Origin of the sequence: Corallococcus interemptor, from assembly GCF_003668875.1 — a bacterium.
In the GTDB taxonomy this organism is placed as follows: Bacteria; Myxococcota; Myxococcia; order Myxococcales; family Myxococcaceae; genus Corallococcus; species Corallococcus interemptor.
In genome coordinates this window covers 33,150-49,843 of the sequence record NZ_RAWM01000018.1, presented here as the reverse complement: position 1 = coordinate 49,843, position 16,694 = coordinate 33,150, and the positions used below count along the sequence as shown (strand labels likewise).

Here is a 16,694-nt window from a genome sequence, read left to right as displayed (position 1 = left end):
CTTCGGGATCGCCGTGACTGCGGCTTTCAGCAATCATCGGCTCCCGATGGCTACTCCCGAAGCTGCTGCTCGTAAGAACATCGATGCCGCGCTCCAGAGCGCGGGTTGGCTTGTCCAGGACTTCGCGGAGATGAACGTCACCGCCGGGCTTGGGGTGGCCATCCGCGAGTTCCCCTTGGAACGAGGCCATGGAACGGCCGACTACGCCCTCTATGTCGCTGGGAAACTGGCCGGCGTCGTCGAGGCCAAGAAAGAAGGCACCCCCCTCAGCGGCATCGAGGTGCAGTCGGAGAAGTACGCGCGCGGCGTGCCTCGTCTCTTCCCCGCGCACGTCACTCCACTGCCCTTCCTCTATGAAAGCACGGGCGTGGAGACGCAATTCACCAATCGCCTGGATCCAGAGCCGCGCAGCCGCCGCCTCTTCCACTTCCACAAGCCCGAAACACTGGCGGAGTGGCTCGACCCGGAGCAGAACCCACCACCGCTGCTCCCCCTGGAGAAAGGCCATCCCGCGGCGCGCAGTCTCCTCCCTTCGACGTTACGGCTACGCCTCCGCCAGATGCCGGACCTCGACCCAAAGGGGTTGTGGCCCGCCCAGCTCAAGGCTGTGCGCAACCTCGAAGCCTCCCTGTACGCAGGCAAGCCGCGGGCCCTCATCCAGATGGCCACCGGCTCCGGGAAGACCTTCACGGCGGTCAGCTCCATCTACCGGCTCATCAAGTTTGGCGGCGCCAAGAGAGTCCTCTTCCTCGTGGATCGGGCCAACCTTGGCCGACAAACGCTGAAGGAGTTCCAGCAGTACGTCACCCCCGACGACGGACGGAAGTTCCATGAGCTGTACAACGTCCAGCACCTCACCTCGAACAAGCTCGATCCGGTGGCCAAGGTCTGCATCGCGACCATCCAGCGCGTCTACTCGATGCTCTCGGGCAAGGAGCTGAAGGATGACGACGAAGAGCTCTCCGCATTCGCCACGCTCACGGACCTGAGCCCCCAGCCCATCCCGGTCCCCTACAACCCGAACATTCCCGTCGAGTTCTTCGACTTCCTGTGGACCGATGAAGCCCACCGCTCCATCTACAACCTGTGGCGGCAGGTGCTGGAGTACTTCGACGCGTCGCTGGTCGGACTGACGGCGACTCCTTCCAAGCAGACGCTCGGATTCTTCCATCAGAACCTTGTCATGGAGTACGGCCACGAAGCTGCGGTCGCCGACAGCGTGAACGTGCCCTTCGACGTGTATCGCATCCGCACCCGCATCACCGAGAGCGGCTCGAAAGTGGAGGCGGGCCTTTTCGTGGACAAGCGGGACCGTGAGTCGCGGGCCGTCCGTTGGCAGAAGCTCGATGACGACCTGACCTACTCCGCAAAGCAGCTCGACCGAGACGTGGTGGCGATGGATCAGATCCGCACCGTCATCCGCACCTTCAAGGACCGGCTCTTCACGGAGATCTTTCCCGGCCGCAAGGAAGTCCCCAAGACGCTCATCTTCGCCAAGGACGACTCGCATGCGGACGACATCGTCCGTGTCCTCCGGGAGGAGTTCGGCAAGGGCAACGCATTCTGCGAGAAGATTACCTACCGCTCTGGCACCGCGCGCCTCGTGACGACGAAGCGGGGGGCTGACGGCAAGGAAGTCGAAGAAGTCACCTACAAGACCACCGGCATCAAGCCCGAGGACCTGCTGTCCTCGTTCCGCAACTCGTTTTACCCGCGCATCGCCGTGACGGTGGACATGGTCGCCACCGGCACGGACATCAAGCCGCTGGAAATCGTGATGTTCATGCGGACGGTGAAGAGCCGTAACTTCTTCGAGCAGATGAAGGGGCGCGGAGTCCGCGTCATCAACTCGAGCGACCTCCAGACGGTGACTCCCGACGCCCCCGCCAAGACGCACTTCATCCTCGTGGACTGCGTGGGCATGTGCGAGGGCGACCTTGTCGATACCCGCCCGCTCGAGAAAAACCCCGCCGTGGCCTTCGAGAAGCTGCTTCAGGTCGTAGCGGCAGGCGGCACGGACCGGGATGTCGTCTCCTCGCTAGCCAGCCGTCTAGCTCGGATGAATCAGCGGATCGGCAAGCCTGAGAAGGAGCGGCTCACGAGGTTGGCCCATGGCAAGTCCCTGGAGGCGCTTGTGGGCGGGATGGTGGAGGCGCTCGACCCGGACCGGCATGTCGAAGCAGCGCGAGTGGCAAACAAGCTGCTCCCCGGAGAGGAGCCGACAGCGGCGCAGATCTCGCGGGCTGCGGAGGCGGCGATCCGGACGGCGGTGAGCCCACTGGCGGCAAATCCGGACTTGCGAAACGAGCTCGCTTTCATCAAGCGCACCTTCGAGCAAACCATCGACACACTCAGCGTAGACGCAGTGCTCGGGGCGGGCTTCGACGCCGCCGCGACGGAGAAGGCGCGCGGACTGGTGCAGTCTTTCGAGCAGTACATCGAAGAGCACAAGGACGAGATCCTGGCCATCCAGGTGCTGTACTCACAGCCGTTCGCGAAGCGGCTCACGTTCAAGGACATCAAGGCGCTGGCGGAAGACATCAAGGCTCCACCCCGGACGTGGACGCCGGAAGCGCTCTGGCGGGCGTATGAGACGCTCGATAAAGCCAAGGTGCGCGGCGCTGGTGGCAAGCGGCTCCTCACGGACATCGTGTCGCTAGTGCGCTTCGCGCTCCACAAGGACCGGCAACTGGTGCCCTTCACGGAGCAGGTGGAAGAACGGTTCCAGAACTGGCTGGCCCAGCAGGAGAACCGGGGACGGAAGTTCTCGGCCGAGCAACGGCAGTGGCTGGTGCTCATCAAGGACCACGTCGCCGCGAGCTTCAGGATTGATAGAGACGACTTTGAGGACGTGCCCTTCAACCAAAAGGGAGGACTCGGTCGGGTCCACCAAGTGTTTGCGGGCAAGCTCGATGAACTGATTGAAGAGTTGAATGAGGTATTGGTGGCATGACTCACGAAAAACTACCGGCAGGGTGGTCACGCGCGCCGCTCTCCGAAATCGCAGACATCAACCCCAACTCCTTCTCGGAGCCTCCGCAAGACCATGACTTGGTGTCATTTGTCCCGATGGCTGCGGTAGAGGAAGAATCGGGGCGGATGCAGCCGAACACTCATCGCCCATGGTCGGAGGTTAAAAAGGGATACACGCTATTTCAAGAAGGCGACGTCCTCTTCGCCAAAGTCACACCCTGCATGGAGAATGGGAAGGTAGCGATTGCTACTCAACTCAAAGGTGGGCGTGGCGCAGGGTCGACTGAGTTCTTCGTGCTACGCAGCAAGGGCGAGGTGGATCCCAAATATCTCATGCACTTCGTTCTACAGTCGTCTTTCCGGCGAGACGCTCGAGCAGCGATGCAGGGAGCTGCAGGGCTCCTCCGTGTGCGGAAAGAATTCATGCAATCCGCGCAAGTGCCTATAGCTCCACTTCAAGAGCAGCACCGAATCGTTGCCGAATTGGAGAAGCAGTTCGCCCGGATTGAAGCCGGAGTCGAGGCCCTCAGGCGAGTGCAGCTTCAACTGAGGCGCTACCAGGCCTCTGTCCTGAAGGCCGCGTGTGAAGGGCACCTCGTTCCAACCGAGGCCGAACTCGCCCGTCGCGAAAACCGCGACTACGAGCCCGCTGACAAGCTCCTCGCGCGAATCCTCAAAGAACGGCGCGCTCACTGGGAGAGCGACCAACTCGCGAAGATGAAAGCAACTGGGAAGCCTCCCAAGAACGATAAATGGAAAGAAAGATACGCAGAGCCCTTAATGCCCTCGACGAATGGGCTCTTTAATCTCCCCGAAGGATGGGTTTGGGCAAGCCTTGACCAACTGACCACCTTCGTGACGAGTGGTTCGCGGGGCTGGGCGGAACACTACTCAGATTCTGGTCCCCTTTTCATCCGAGCACAGGACATCAAGAAAGACATGCTCCAACTGGATGCGGTTGCTAGCGTCAGCCCGCCCGCAAATGCGGAAGGCATACGAACCCGCGTCGCCAGTGGTGATCTCCTTATCACAATCACTGGAGCAAATGTCACGAAGTCAGCCCTGGTTCCGAACTCAATTCCAGAGGCGTATGTTAGCCAGCATGTCGGACTCGCACGCCCCGTAGACACTAACACTAGCGCATTTCTCTTCGCCTGGGTTGTTTCTCCAGCGAACGGGCGGCGCTACCTGGAGAATTGTGCATATGGCGCTGGAAAGCCCGGCCTCAACCTAGAACAACTTCGCGAACTAGTCATTGCGCTGCCCCCACTAAAGGAGCAGCGGCGAATTATGGCGGAAGCAGAAAGCCGCATGTCACTAGCGAAATCAGGAAACATGTCTATTCAGACAAACGTGTCTCGCGCAAATCAACTGCGACAGACAGTGCTACGCCAAGCATTCGCAGGCAATCTTGTGTCGCAAGTGCGAACAGATGAGCCAGCCATAGATCCTCTGGCGCGCACCTCTGCCAACATGAAAAGCAAAACTACGCCAAAGCAAGACCAGTCCCAGAAAATCATCACCGCCCCGAAAATGAAGGCCGCCCGATGAGCAACCACTCGGCCCAGATTGTCCAGAAGCTCTGGAACTATTGCGATGTCCTTCGAGACGATGGACTCTCGTACGGCGACTACATTGAGCAGCTTACATTTCTGCTCTTTCTTAAAATGGCCCATGAGCAGACCCAGGCTCCGTGGAACCGTCCCTCTCCCGTACCAAGTGCCTTTGCTTGGCCTAGCCTTATGAGCAAGGAAGGCGACGCGCTTGAAAACCACTACCGCCGCCTACTGGAAACGCTAGGCAAGTCAAAAGGAACTCTGGGACTCGTCTTCCGCAAGGCCCAGAACAAGATCCAGGACCCTGCCAAGCTGCGCCGCCTCATCGTGGACCTGCTGGACCGCGAGCAGTGGTCGAGCCTCGACGCCGACGTAAAGGGTGACGCCTACGAGGGCCTTCTGGAGAAGACGGCCTCCCAGTCCGGCGCCGGGCAGTACTTCACCCCACGAGCATTGATCCGCGCCATCGTGGACGTGGTGCAGCCCAAGCCAGGGGAGACCATCATTGACCCAGCAGTGGGCACCGGAGGCTTCCTGCTCGCAGCCCATGACTACATCGCCAACAACAACAAGCTCGACAAGGATCAGAAAAAGCACCTCAAGCTGGAGGCGCTTCGAGGGTGGGAAATCGCCGATACGCCCGCCCGCCTGTGCACGATGAACCTGCTGCTCCACGGCGTTGGTGGGGATGAGACTCCGATTGTCGTCGTGGATGACGCCATCCGCAGCGACCCGGGCAAGCGGTGGAAGATCGCGCTCTCCAATCCACCCTTCGGCCGCAAGTCCTCCGTCACCGTCATCAACGAGGAGGGCGAGCAGGAGAAGGAGGCCCTCACCGTCGTGCGAGACGATTTCTGGGCCTCCACAAGCAACAAGCAGCTCAACTTCGTGCAGCACATCAAGACGCTGCTTGAGGTGAACGGGCGCGCGGCGGTGGTGGTCCCCGACAACGTGCTCTTCGAAGGTGGAGCAGGAGAGACGATCCGCCGCAAGCTGCTTCACGAGTGCGACGTGCACACCCTGCTGCGGTTGCCGACGGGCATCTTCTACGCGCAGGGAGTGAAGGCGAACGTGCTCTTCTTCGAGAAGAAGCCGGGCCGGGAGAAGCCGTGGACCGAGAAGCTCTGGGTCTACGACCTGCGCACAAACAAGCATTTCACGCTGAAGACGAACCCGCTGAAACGAGCGGATCTGGACGAGTTCGTTGCCTGCTACCAGCCAGAGAACCGGCACCAGCGCAAGGCCACCTGGTCCGAGAAGAAGTCTCCAGAGGGGCGCTGGCGTTCATATAGCTACGAGGAGTTGCTCCAGCGGGACAAGGTGAGCCTGGACATCTTCTGGCTCAAGGATGAGTCGCTGGAGGACTCCGCGAACCTGCCTGCTCCGGATGTCATCGCCGGAGAAATCGTGGACGACCTGCGTGCGGCACTAGAGCAATTCGAAGCCATCCAGACGGACCTCTCGCGTATCGGAGGAACTGGGGGCCACTCAAGACCAGGCGGTGGAGTCTGAGCGGTCCACCCTGCCCTGCGGCCTCCTGGGCTGATTGAAAGGTCGTGGTCATGCGTTTCCGCGCGTGCATCGCACTCCTCCTTTTCCTCTCGGCCTGCGCTTCGTCGACTCCGCCTTCCCATGCGCGGGGAAGGCGGAGCCCAAGGCTCGCCAACCTTCAGCGAGCGGCGAAATTGCCCTGGACTGACGGGGGCCATTGCGTGGTCCGCGAGGCCTCCCAGGCTTGGCCCGTGCTAGTTGAGAGGTGTTATCCGAAACTCGACCATGACCGGGTCGAGTTTCACGACACCACGGGACGTTGCGCGGTCGCCTCCGCTGGCGCCGCTGCCGTGGGGCTCGGCTTCTGTGTCCTGGCGGCTCCTGAGATCGTCGTGGGCGCCGTGATCGTCCTTGGCGTCGTGGTGGTAGCCGCTGCCATCAAGGAAGAGCTGGATGCGTATGAGCTACGACATCCCTACCCGGAGGAAGCAGGGGCCTCGCGAGATACGAGGGTGGCGTCCCGGGAGGCTGAAGCGCAGCGCCCTCCCAGACAGAAGCCCGAACCCGCGGGGCAGGACTGGCTTCCGCCGGCACCGCCCGACTCACTTGAGCGAGAGCGCCGCCCGGAGTGCAGGCCAGTCCCTGTGCGACACCTGGGCGGCAATGACCCACACAACGACTGTGCGGACAGCATTCCAAACAACAGCTTCCCTGGCTGGGATGTGCTCGTCAATGGGAAGAACTTTGACGGACTGGTACTCGCTACGCGTTCGCTGTGGGAGGTCAAGACCGACAATTTTGATACGTACCCGCCCGACCTTCGCAGAATCGTGCTCGACGATCAGGTGCCGAAGATGCAGAGCGAGCGCGAACTCGCAAGGGCCTGCGGATTCGACTTCAAGGTCGCAGTGCGCAGTGCCGCGCACAAAGCTGCCCTGCTCAAACGAGACAGCGCCCTCAGAGTTGTCGTCATGAATTGGTGTTGAAATGACAGCCACGCCAGAGTCCCTGAGCCTTATCGCCTACGCCCCTGCGACGACCAGGGGCGACAGTCGCCCGTTGGCCATTGTTCATGGAATGGAACGCGCGTTCCCCGGATTGCGCCTGGAGTGGACGATCTCTAACGCGGGGCTGCTCGTCCCATTGCCGCAACGTGATGAGTGGGTGGCCCAGGGAAGAAAAGATGGGCCGGGAATTCCGCTCGTCTGCGATGGCGGCAGTGCGAGCAGTCGCGTGACGCTCTCTGGATGGGCCCGCCCAGCGGGCAGTTCACCTGGTAACCTCGGACTGTTTGAAGTCCATGCGGACATGCCATGGAGCGCAACCGGCATCGCGGCGGCGGCCGCGGTGTTGGAGGACATAGGGGACAGCGCTCGCGCGTTCTGGGGGCACGTGAATCCGGAGGGATTGGCCGAGACGGTAGCGGATCAGTTTCGCCACCCGGAGGATGAGCCACATCTCCCACCGAAAGGGCTGCCCTCGCTCAAGCTCCCGTGGGAACTCCGCGCGCCCGAGATTCCTGGTTACCTGGGATGGCTGAACTACTGGTCAACCGCTGCCGCACGGGCCATCGCCTTTCCCGACCCGTCGCGTGACGCCGACCTGCTCTCGCGAGCACGGCGCACGGCGACGGGTGGGTGGATCGTGCAGCTCACGGAGGAGCCTCTCGATCTGGACAATCCCACCCACTTGGACACGCTCAAGCGGGCTTATGAGCGCTTTCCGGAAATCGGCGGACGGGCGGCGTCTTGAGCCCGTTTACACAGGTCTGCGGAAGAGGTCACCCAGGTCGGCGGGCAGCTGCGACGCCACGGCGGCGACCTCGTCCTCGGGGATGCGGTCTCGCACGGCGGTGAACACCGCGGTGACGACGCGGAAGGCCTGGTCGGGCTTGATGTTCAGGTGGTCCGCCACGTCGGTGATGAACTCATCGCGACCAATGCGCTTCGCGCGCGAGGGCCCCCGGTGCACCGAGCAGGCACCCAGGATGGCGCCAATGCCTCCGGGCAGCGCGCGGTAGAGCTTCACGTCCTCGCCGTCCGACAGCCGCCGGGCGAGCGAGCAGAACACCGCGCTCGCGGCCTCGCGGGCCTCCAGGCCCTGGGTGTGCATGACCGCGTCGCCCTGGATTTCATCCAGGAACGGCTGGAGTTCGAGCGATTCGTCGCGCTCCTTCACGGGGACGGCGTGGGTGTCGGGAGGAACTTGCGAGGCCATGGCAGCGTCTCCGAAGGTTCAGGGCCCCTTCACGGGACCGTGCTCCGGAGACGCTGCGCATGTGCCAGGGCCCCTGCATCGTCCAGCGGCGCCGGGGGCGCGAGCGGCCGGGCCACCGTCACCGGGGCCGGGTGACGAGCTCCTTGCGTCCAATGGGGCTGATGCCCCGCGAGAGCAGCGTCCGGGCCGCGAGCACGGACACGCAGTCATCCGTGCTGTGGATGTCGCCATAGAACGTCAGCAGCGTGGCGGGATCCACGACGCGCAGCTCGCCTACCTGGACGGACGGCACGTTCCGGACGAACACGTCCAGGATGACCTTCGCGCCCTCCAGGTACTTCGCGTACCGGTAGAAGTTCGTGGACGTCGCGTCGAAGCGCGTCCAGATGCGCGCGAAGCCCCGCGTGGTGAGCAGTTGCACCAGCTCCGCGAAGCGCTCCGGCGCGACGAAGAGGTCCACGTCCTTGTGGTCGTGATCGATCTTCAGCTCTTCGTGCGGTGGGGCCATGAAGTGCCAGGCCCAGCCGCCGGAGAAGGTGACGAGCGGCGCCAGGGCCCGCAGCTCCGCCTCCGAGATACGAAGGCGTTCCGCGTTCCAGGCCTCTTCCGCCCGCTTTGGATTGCGTGGGTCGCCCATGGCGTCCTCCCGAGTGGCGCGGAAGGACGCCAGGCGTCCAGGAACCTGACCGGCTCCTTCTAACCGTGCGGCACCGGCCGGGGCTCCTCGGGGACGGAGTGCGAGTCGTCCCCGCCCTTCCCCTTGCTGAGCCGGTTCCCCAGCCGCGTCTTGATGCGGTCCGCGACGACGTAGAACGCGGGCACCACCAGGAGGCTCAGGACGGTGGACACGGACAGGCCGCCCAGCACCGCGACGGACATGGGCGCGCGCGTCTCGCTGCCCGCGCCCAGGGCCAGCGCCGCCGGCACCGCGGCCATCATCGTCGCCATGGACGTCATCAGGATGGGCCGCAGGCGCACCGGGCCCGCGCGCAGCATGGCCTGCATCGCGTCCGCGCCCTGCTCGCGCTGCTGGAGCGCGTAGTCCACCAGGATGATGGAGTTCTTCTTCACGATGCCCATCAGCAGCAGCAGGCCAATCATGCTGAAGATGTTCAGCGTGTGCCCCGTGACGAGCAGCGCGAACGACGCGCCCGCCACCGACAAGGGAAGAATCGTCAGCACCGTCACCGGGTGCAGGAACGAATTGAACTGCGCGCCCAGCACCATGTACGCGACGGCGATGCCCAGGAAGAGCGCGAAGATGAGGCTGCTCATCGAGTCGCGGAACGCCACGCTCGCGCCGCCCGCCACCACGCGGATGCCGCCGGGCAGGTCCTTGCCCAGGGACTCCACCGTGGCCAGCGCCTCCTCCTGATTGGACCCCGGCGCCACGTTGGCGAAGAGGCTGATGGCGCGCTCACGGTCGCGGCGGGTGATGGCCTGCAGCGCGGGCAGCTCCTCCTGCGTCACCAGCGACGACAGCGGCACCAGCATGTTGTTCGCCGTGCGGACCTTCAACAGCGACAGGTCCTCCGGCCGCGAGCGCTGGCTCGCCAGCAGCCGCATGCGCACGTCGATGCGCCGCCCGCCGCTGCTGTACTTGCCCACGCGCACGCCGCCCACCAGCGCGTTCACCGTGGACGCCACCGCCTGGATGGGCACGCCCAGGTCCGCCGCGCGGGCGCGGTCCGGGGTGATGCGCAGCTCCGGCTGGCCCAGCTGGTAGTCCGTGTCCAGGTCCACCACCTTGCCGGACGCCAGGAGTTCCTCGCGCAGCGACTGGCTCGCCTCCACCAGCTTGTCCCAGTCCGACCCGCGCACGCTGAACTCCACCGGGAAGCCGCGCTGCGCGGTGAAGCCCGCCTGGGACAGGTCCTGCACCACCGCGCGCAGGCCCGGGTAGCTGTTGAGCTCCTTGCGCAGCACCTGCGCGAACTCCGCCTGCGGCATGCGCTGGTCCGTCGGCACCAGCGTCAGGTTCATGTTGCCGGAGTTCACCGCGGACCCGCTGCCGCCACCGCCCACCACCACGAACACGCGCGTCACCTCCGGACGGCTGGCGACGAACGCCTCCGCGCGCTTGAAGAGGCGGTTGGTCTCCTGCAGGCTGCTGCCCACCGCCGTCTGCAGGCGCACGGACATGCGGCCCTGGTCCTGCGAAGGGACGAACTCGCCCGGCAGCGCCTTGAACGCGAACGCGCTCAGGATGAGCATCGCCACCGCCGCCAGCAGCACGCGCCAGGGCCGCACCAGCCCCCAGCCCAGCGCTCGCGCGTACAGCGCCTCCAGCTTGGAGAAGGCCTTGTCCACCACCACGCCAATGCGGCTGCGGTGCTCGCGCGACGTCTTGAGCAGCTGCGCGCATCTCGCGGGCGCCAGGGTGATGGCCTCCACGTAGGACAGGAGCACCGCCACGCACAGCGTGACGCCGAACTGGAGGAAGAACCGGCCGATGATGCCCTTCATGAAGACGACGGGCAGGAAGATGGCCACCACCGCCAGCGTCGCCGCCAGCGCCGCGAAGGTGATCTCCGCCGTGCCTTCCCGCGCGGCGCTCACCCGGTCCTTCCCCTCCTCCGCGTGCCGGAAGATGTTCTCCAGCACCATGATGGCGTCGTCCACCACGATGCCCACCGCCAAAGCCAGGCCCAGCAGCGTGAACGTGTTGAGCGTGAAGCCCAGGAAGTAGATGACCGCCACCGTCCCCAACAGCGACATGGGGATGGCGAGCACGACGTTGAGCGTGCTGGAAAGCGAACCCAGGAACACCCAGCACACGAACGCGGTGAGGATGCACGCGAGCAACAGCTCGAACTCAATCTCGTGCACGCTCTCCTCGATGAACTGCGTCGAGTCGAAGTTGATGCTCGCGCTCATGCCCTCGGGCAGCTCCTTCTGGAGCTGCGCCAGCTGCTCGCGCACCGCCTGGGCCACCGCCACCGCGTTGGCGCCGCGCTGCTTCTTGATGCCCATGGCCTGGGCCGGCTCGCCGTTCACGCGCGCCAGGCGGCGCTCGTCCTCGAAGCCGTCCTCCACGATGGCCACGTCGTGCAGGTACACCGTGCGCCCGTTCTCCTCGCGCACCGCCACGTTCGCCAGCGTCTCCAGGTCCAGCGCCTCGCCCATGAAGCGGACGTTGACCTCGCGCCCCTGCGTCTCGATGCGGCCTGCGGGCAGCTCCACGTGCTCGCGCTGGAGCGCGGCGATGAGGTCCGTCACGGTGAGCCCGTGCGCGTCCAGCTTCTGCGCGTCCACCCAGATGCGCACGTTGCGCTCCAGCAGGCCGCCCAGGATGACCTCGCCCACGCCCGGCACCGTCTGCAGGCGCTCCTTCACGCGGTAGCGCGCGAAGTCGCTCACCACCTGCTGGGAGAACGGCCCGGCCACGCCCAGCCACATGATGGGCTGGTCCTCCGGGTTGGACTTGGAGACGACGGGCGGATCGATGTCCAGCGGCAGCCGGCGCTGGGCCTGGCTCACCTTGGTCTGCACGTCCTGCAGCGCCAGGTCCACGTTGCGCGACAGGTCCAGCTCCACCGTGATGTTGGCGCTGCCCTGGCGCGCGGAGGACGTGATGCTCTTGACGCCCTCCACCTGCGTCACGGCTTCTTCAATGAACTCGACGACGTCCGACTCCACCGCCTCCGGGTTGGCGCCCTCCCACGACACGGAGATGTTGATGGTGGGGAAGTCCACGTCCGGGAACTGGCTGATGCCGATGCGCTGGGCCGCCACCAGTCCGAAGATGATGGTCGCCGCCATGATCATCCAGGCGAACACCGGCTTCTTGATGCAGACGTCGGTGATGCTCATGGACGGCCCTCCGCGCCCGTCTTCGCGTTCGGCTCACCGCGGGCCTCGGCCGGGGGCTGCTCGCCCACCACCTTCGGCTTCGGGCGCTCCTGCTCGATGCGCACGGCCACCCCGTCGCGCAGGGCCTCCGCGCCGCGCACCACCAGCGTCTCACCGGGCTTGAGACCCTCCTTCACCTCCACCCGCCCGTCCGGCGTGCGCAGCCCCAGCTCCAGGATGCGCTCGCGCGCCTTGTTGTCCGTCACCACGAACGCCAGGAAGCCGCGCTCGCTGGGGCGGATGGCCGTCTGCGGAATCACCGGGCTGTCCCCGCGCGACCCCACCGGCACGCTCACCGTGGCGAAGGCGCCCGGCCGCAGCTTCTGCGCGGCGTCGCCCGTCACCTCCGCGGTCACCGCCACCATGCGGCTCTGCGTGTCCGCGCTCGCGGACACGTAGGTGATCTTCGCCTCGTACTGCCCGCCGTCCGAGCGCACCGTGAAGCGCGCGGGCATCCCCGGCTGGATCCGCGTCACGTCCGCCGCGGGCACGTTGAAGCGCAGCAGCAGCGGTTCGCGGCGCAGCAGCGTGGCCAGCACCACGCCCGGCTGCACGTACTGGCCCGTCTGCACGGTGCGCGTCTGGAGGATGCCGTCCATGGGCGCGCGCACGTAGGCGTCGCGCTGGTTGAGCTGCGCCTGATCCAACGCGGCCTTCGCGGCGGCCACGTCCGCCTGGGCGGTGGCGGCGCGGGCCTGGTACGTCTCCAGCTGTTCGGCGGGCAGGAGGCCCGGGCTCTGCGCGTTGACCTCCGCGCGGCGCTGGGCGCCGGCCTTGGCCTCCACCAGCGCGGCCTGGGCCTTCTGCAGCGCGGCCTCCGCGGCGCGCACGGCGATGGCGTATCTCGCGGGTTCAATCTCCGCGAGCGTGTCGCCCTTCTTCACGGCCTGCCCTTCCGCGAAGGACACCTTCTCCAGCGCGCCCGGCACGCGCGCGGTGATCTGCACGCTCTCGAAGGCCTCCACCGCGCCCACGGCGCTGACCGCGTACTCCACGTCGCGCGCCTCCACGGCCGCGACCTCCACGGGGAACTGGGTGGGACCCCGGCCCGCGCCCTTGCCGCCCTGCGCGGGCGCGTCCTTCTTGCAGCCAGGGGCCAGGGACAGCATGGCCAGCGACAGGGCCAGCACTCCAGTGCGTTGCATTGCCTTCACGGTTCCTTCCCCAGGGGATTCAGTCCGACAGCGGCCCGCAGGCCCAACAGCGCCACGCCCAGCCCATAGCGGTTCTGCGCGAGCGCGACCTCCGCCTCGAAGAGGCTGAGCGACGCGTCCGCCAGGGTGAGCGCGGTGGACAGGCCCTGGCGGTAGAGGATGCCCGTCTCGGCCGCGTTTTTCCGCGCCGCCTTCGCCGCCTGCTCGCTCTGCGCGAGCGCGGCCCGGGCCGTCTCCAGGTTCACCCGCGCCTGCTCGATGTCCACCGGCACGCGGCGGGTCGCGGCCTGCGTGTTCAGCTCCGCCGCGTTGGCGAGGGCCACGCGCTCGTCGCGATCCGCGTAGCGGGCGCCGCCGTCGAAGAGGGTCCAGGTGAGATCCACGGCGAGGAAACCGTCGCCCACGTTGCCGTTGAGGCCCGCCTCGTTGGTGAGGCGGTACTGGGCGCTCGCGCCCAGGGACGGCAGCAGGCGCGCCAGGGGCTCCTTCGCGGTCTCCCGCAGCGAGCGCACGCGCAGGCGCGCGGAGAGGATGTCCGGCCGCCGGTCGGTGGCCCCCTGGGTCAGCATGTCGAGGGCAGGCGCGGGCCGCACGGCGTCCGCGAGCAGCGGCTCCGGAGGAGTGAGCTCTCCCTGCACCGGCTCCACCAGCAGGTAGCCCAGCTCCAGGCGGCTCGTCTCCGCGGTGCCCAGCGCGGCGGCGAGGTTGGACTCGGCGGTGGCCAGCTCCAGCTCCGCGCGGGTGACGTCGTTGGTGCTGGCGAGCCCCGCGTTGGCGCGCGCCTGTGCGTCCGCCAGGCTCTGCTTCGCGAAGGCGAGGCGCTGCTCGGCGGCCTGGTACACCTGCTGGTTGGCCAGCGTGACGAGGAAGGCGTTGGCGGCGCTGAAGGCCACCTGGCGGCGCGTCTCCACGGCGTCCAGCCTGGACGCTTCGCTCTCCAGCTTCGCGGCCCTGTAGAGGGGGAAGCCGCGCGCGTCGAAGAGGGTCATGCGGCCGGAGAAGACAGCGCCCAGGGCGTTGTACTTCTGGAGGACGACGGTCTGTCCTCCCACCTCGCGCGTGGACTCACGCAGGCGCCGTGTGTAGGTGCCGGTGGCCGCGATGGTGGGCAGGAAGAAGGCGCGGGCGCGGGCGACGCGGGCCTGGGCGGCCTCGGCCGTCTGCCCCGCGGCGAGCACGGCCTCGTTCTTCTGCGAGGCCAGCTCCACGGCGCGTTCCAGCGTCAGCGGAGCGGCGCCAGCGTCCGGCCTGGGTGGCTTGGGGAAGGCGCTGGCGGGCGAGTCGGCCGGAGGCGTCTGGGCGAGCGCGTCCGGGGCCAGCGCGCAGAGGCAGGCACCCAGGGGCGCGGCGAGGAGGGCACGGCGGACGGTGGACATAGAAGTGGAGCGGTGGTGCGGGGCCAGTGTTGAAAGGTCAGCGGCCCCTATACACGGAAGCCGTCATCCGGGGGTTGATGAGCGGCGCGTGTCTGGACGATGCCTCGCGGGGCGGACTAAGGGACGGGGAAGAAGGTTCTTGGGTTGAACTGCCGACGGTGGCGCCGTCCGCCCCACTCCGGGTGTGGGACGCGCCCCAGAATGCGTGTCCCATGCGTTTATTCCTGCTCGCCGTGCTCACGGGCGTCCTCACCGGGTGCTCCAAGGGCGATGACCTCAAGTCCGCCGCTCTGAAGGTCCAGGTTCATTACGAAGGATTTCGGCCGGGGTGCGTGACGCTGACGGTCACGGATCAGGCGGAGGTGTCCCGGACGGTCACGACGAACGTGAACGTGTCCGCGGGTCCGCCTCCGGGCACACTGTCCGTGGCGGTGTTCCGCCAGGCCGGCTGGAGCAACGAAGTGAAGCTCCAGGCCCGAGCACAGGAGCGTTCGTGCGAAGGAAACCAGGTGGCCTCCGCGGAGACCACCGCGAGCCTCGCGAAGGACGGCATCACGGCGGTGGAACTGTCGCTGAGCGCCGTGGACGGAGATGGGGACGGGTTCGTCTCGAGCGCGGGCGGCACGGACTGCAACGACCGGGATGAGACCGTGGGCGGTCCCATCCCCTGGTACACGGACTCGGATGGCGATGGTTACGGCAACCGCCAACTGCCCGCGAAGGAACCGGCGTGTGATGCGCCCTCGTACAACAGCGCGCGCCGCACTGGAGACTGCAACGACCAGGACCCCAGCGTGCATCCGGATCAAGCGGAGTTCCGGTGCGACGGGAAGGACGACAACTGCGATGACGTCGCGGACGAAGTGTTCGTCCTGAACGCACCGTGCGACGCAGCCTTCCAGTGTCCGGGAGTCACGGCCTGCGACACGCCAACAGGCGAAGTCACCTGCAAGGGGACTCGCGAACCCACGGCCTACTACCTCGACGAGGACGGGGACGGAGAAGGGACAACGGGAACGGACGGTGGCGTGACTTGCGGTGACAAGCCTGCGGGAACGGCCACGATGCCCACCGATTGTGACGAGAGTTCCGTGTACGTCGCGGCGGGAAAGACCGAAGTCTGCGACCGGCTGGACAACAACTGCGATGGGCGCGTGGATGAAGGTGCGGTTCCCTGCAATCTGAAATGGGAGGGGTCGGATGGAGGCACGAATCAACCCCGGTGGAACGCCGTCGCCGTCGGGCAGAACGTGGCCTGGATCGCGGGCCCAGCCTCGAGTGACAACGTGGTGCAGCTCAATACCGACAGGACCACGACACGCTACACTTGCGCCGGAAACTGGAAGGCTGCCTGGGTCAGCGATACGGGCGAATTGTTCCTGGCGGATGCCGCAGGAAAGCTGGCCAGGAAGACCGCCGCGCCAGGCAATTGCACATCTACCTCCGTACCTGGGCTGGGCGTGGAACTCCTGGGGATCGTGGGCTTCAACTCGACGAGCAGTAACCCGCTCACCCTCTACACCGTGTCAAGCAGCGGCCTCGTCTTCAAGTGGACGCCCCCCGACGCGCCAGTTCAGTTCGCCACCACAAGCATCAACCTGCGCGCGGTGACGGGTACGGCCGCTAACGCGCCGATTATCGCGGTAGGCGCCAAGGACTACCTACTCCCAAAGCCACAGCCCCAGGTTCTCAGCATCAACCCGGCGGATGGAAAATGGGAACCGGAAACCCTTCCTTCCTCCGTTAAAGACATCTACCTGACCGGGGTCAGCGCGGTGAACGCCAACTACGTCTATGTCGTAGGTGACAACGGAGTCGTCCTGGAACGGAACCACGGAGCTTGGAAGCAACTGCCGACAGTGCCGTCAAAGCCGAACCTTACAGATGTGCTGGCCTTCGGTAAGAATGCGGTCTACGTGACGACCGAGACAGGTGCCGTCCAGTTCTTCAATGGAGTTGATTGGACAGCGGTCTACACGAACACGCCTGTGCTACGCGCCATCGACGGCAATATGCCGACGCGCCTTGGTGCCGTGGGCGATGACGGTGTGGCTCAGTTCTTCTACCGTCCCTGA

11 protein-coding genes are annotated in these 16,694 nt (G+C 65.9%); 6 read left to right on the top strand and 5 right to left on the bottom strand.

Features of this window, described 5'->3' with window-relative positions; all coding sequences use genetic code 11:
• Window positions 1–46: 46 nt before the first annotated feature.
• Genes D7X96_RS09585 through D7X96_RS09565 form a run of 5 tightly spaced genes read left to right on the top strand, consistent with a single transcriptional unit; the run spans window position 47 to window position 7,772 of the window.
• Window positions 47–2,953, top strand: a complete 2,907-nt coding sequence (locus D7X96_RS09585) for a type I restriction endonuclease subunit R (protein ID WP_121769548.1) — start codon at window positions 47–49, stop codon at window positions 2,951–2,953.
• A complete protein-coding gene (locus D7X96_RS09580) occupies window positions 2,950–4,524 on the top strand; it encodes a restriction endonuclease subunit S (RefSeq protein WP_121769547.1) in 1,575 nt (524 codons plus the stop codon). Before D7X96_RS09585 ends, D7X96_RS09580 begins: the two co-directional genes overlap by 4 nt.
• Window positions 4,521–6,041 carry a class I SAM-dependent DNA methyltransferase gene (locus D7X96_RS09575; RefSeq protein WP_121769546.1) on the top strand — a complete coding sequence of 507 codons (1,521 nt, stop codon included), beginning with the start codon at window positions 4,521–4,523 and terminating at the stop codon, window positions 6,039–6,041. The genes D7X96_RS09580 and D7X96_RS09575 overlap by 4 nt, the downstream gene beginning before the upstream one ends.
• A gap of 50 nt (window positions 6,042–6,091) precedes the next feature.
• Window positions 6,092–7,006, top strand: a complete 915-nt coding sequence (locus D7X96_RS09570) for a DUF6310 domain-containing protein (protein ID WP_121769545.1) — start codon at window positions 6,092–6,094, stop codon at window positions 7,004–7,006.
• Between the two features lies 1 nt (window position 7,007).
• Window positions 7,008–7,772, top strand: a complete 765-nt coding sequence (locus D7X96_RS09565; protein ID WP_121769544.1) for a DUF5953 family protein — start codon at window positions 7,008–7,010, stop codon at window positions 7,770–7,772.
• A gap of 6 nt (window positions 7,773–7,778) precedes the next feature.
• On the opposite strand, the gene D7X96_RS09560 is transcribed toward D7X96_RS09565, so the two are convergent.
• From D7X96_RS09560 to D7X96_RS09540, 5 genes are all read right to left on the bottom strand, one after another.
• Window positions 7,779–8,237 (bottom strand): DUF2267 domain-containing protein, encoded by a 459-nt coding sequence (locus tag D7X96_RS09560; protein WP_121722795.1) that lies wholly within the window; start codon window positions 8,235–8,237, stop codon window positions 7,779–7,781.
• A 118-nt stretch (window positions 8,238–8,355) separates the two neighbouring features.
• Entirely contained in the window at window positions 8,356–8,874 is a 519-nt protein-coding gene (locus D7X96_RS09555; RefSeq protein ID WP_121769543.1) for a hypothetical protein, read from the bottom strand.
• Window positions 8,875–8,933: 59 nt separating this feature from the next.
• Entirely contained in the window at window positions 8,934–12,050 is a 3,117-nt protein-coding gene (locus tag D7X96_RS09550; protein WP_120547667.1) for an efflux RND transporter permease subunit, read from the bottom strand.
• Window positions 12,047–13,234 carry an efflux RND transporter periplasmic adaptor subunit gene (locus D7X96_RS09545; protein ID WP_208647290.1) on the bottom strand — a complete coding sequence of 396 codons (1,188 nt, stop codon included), beginning with the start codon at window positions 13,232–13,234 and terminating at the stop codon, window positions 12,047–12,049. The genes D7X96_RS09550 and D7X96_RS09545 overlap by 4 nt, the downstream gene beginning before the upstream one ends.
• 5 nt (window positions 13,235–13,239) lie before the next feature.
• Window positions 13,240–14,619 carry a TolC family protein gene (locus D7X96_RS09540; protein ID WP_121769541.1) on the bottom strand — a complete coding sequence of 460 codons (1,380 nt, stop codon included), beginning with the start codon at window positions 14,617–14,619 and terminating at the stop codon, window positions 13,240–13,242.
• A gap of 212 nt (window positions 14,620–14,831) precedes the next feature.
• Here D7X96_RS09540 and D7X96_RS09535 point away from each other — a divergent pair, with 212 nt between their 5' ends.
• Window positions 14,832–16,694, top strand: coding sequence for a putative metal-binding motif-containing protein (locus D7X96_RS09535; protein WP_158626567.1), 1,863 nt, complete (start codon window positions 14,832–14,834; stop codon window positions 16,692–16,694).

Coding starts and splice junctions, on each gene's coding strand:
- D7X96_RS09545 (WP_208647290.1), bottom strand. CDS start 13,234: ATGCAACGCACTGGAGTGCTGGCCCTGTCGCTGGCCATGCTGTCCCTG.
- D7X96_RS09540 (WP_121769541.1), bottom strand. CDS start 14,619: ATGTCCACCGTCCGCCGTGCCCTCCTCGCCGCGCCCCTGGGTGCCTGC.
- D7X96_RS09575 (WP_121769546.1), top strand. CDS start 4,521: ATGAGCAACCACTCGGCCCAGATTGTCCAGAAGCTCTGGAACTATTGC.
- D7X96_RS09560 (WP_121722795.1), bottom strand. CDS start 8,237: ATGGCCTCGCAAGTTCCTCCCGACACCCACGCCGTCCCCGTGAAGGAG.
- D7X96_RS09535 (WP_158626567.1), top strand. CDS start 14,832: ATGCGTTTATTCCTGCTCGCCGTGCTCACGGGCGTCCTCACCGGGTGC.
- D7X96_RS09580 (WP_121769547.1), top strand. CDS start 2,950: ATGACTCACGAAAAACTACCGGCAGGGTGGTCACGCGCGCCGCTCTCC.
- D7X96_RS09565 (WP_121769544.1), top strand. CDS start 7,008: ATGACAGCCACGCCAGAGTCCCTGAGCCTTATCGCCTACGCCCCTGCG.
- D7X96_RS09585 (WP_121769548.1), top strand. CDS start 47: ATGGCTACTCCCGAAGCTGCTGCTCGTAAGAACATCGATGCCGCGCTC.
- D7X96_RS09550 (WP_120547667.1), bottom strand. CDS start 12,050: ATGAGCATCACCGACGTCTGCATCAAGAAGCCGGTGTTCGCCTGGATG.
- D7X96_RS09570 (WP_121769545.1), top strand. CDS start 6,092: ATGCGTTTCCGCGCGTGCATCGCACTCCTCCTTTTCCTCTCGGCCTGC.
- D7X96_RS09555 (WP_121769543.1), bottom strand. CDS start 8,874: ATGGGCGACCCACGCAATCCAAAGCGGGCGGAAGAGGCCTGGAACGCG.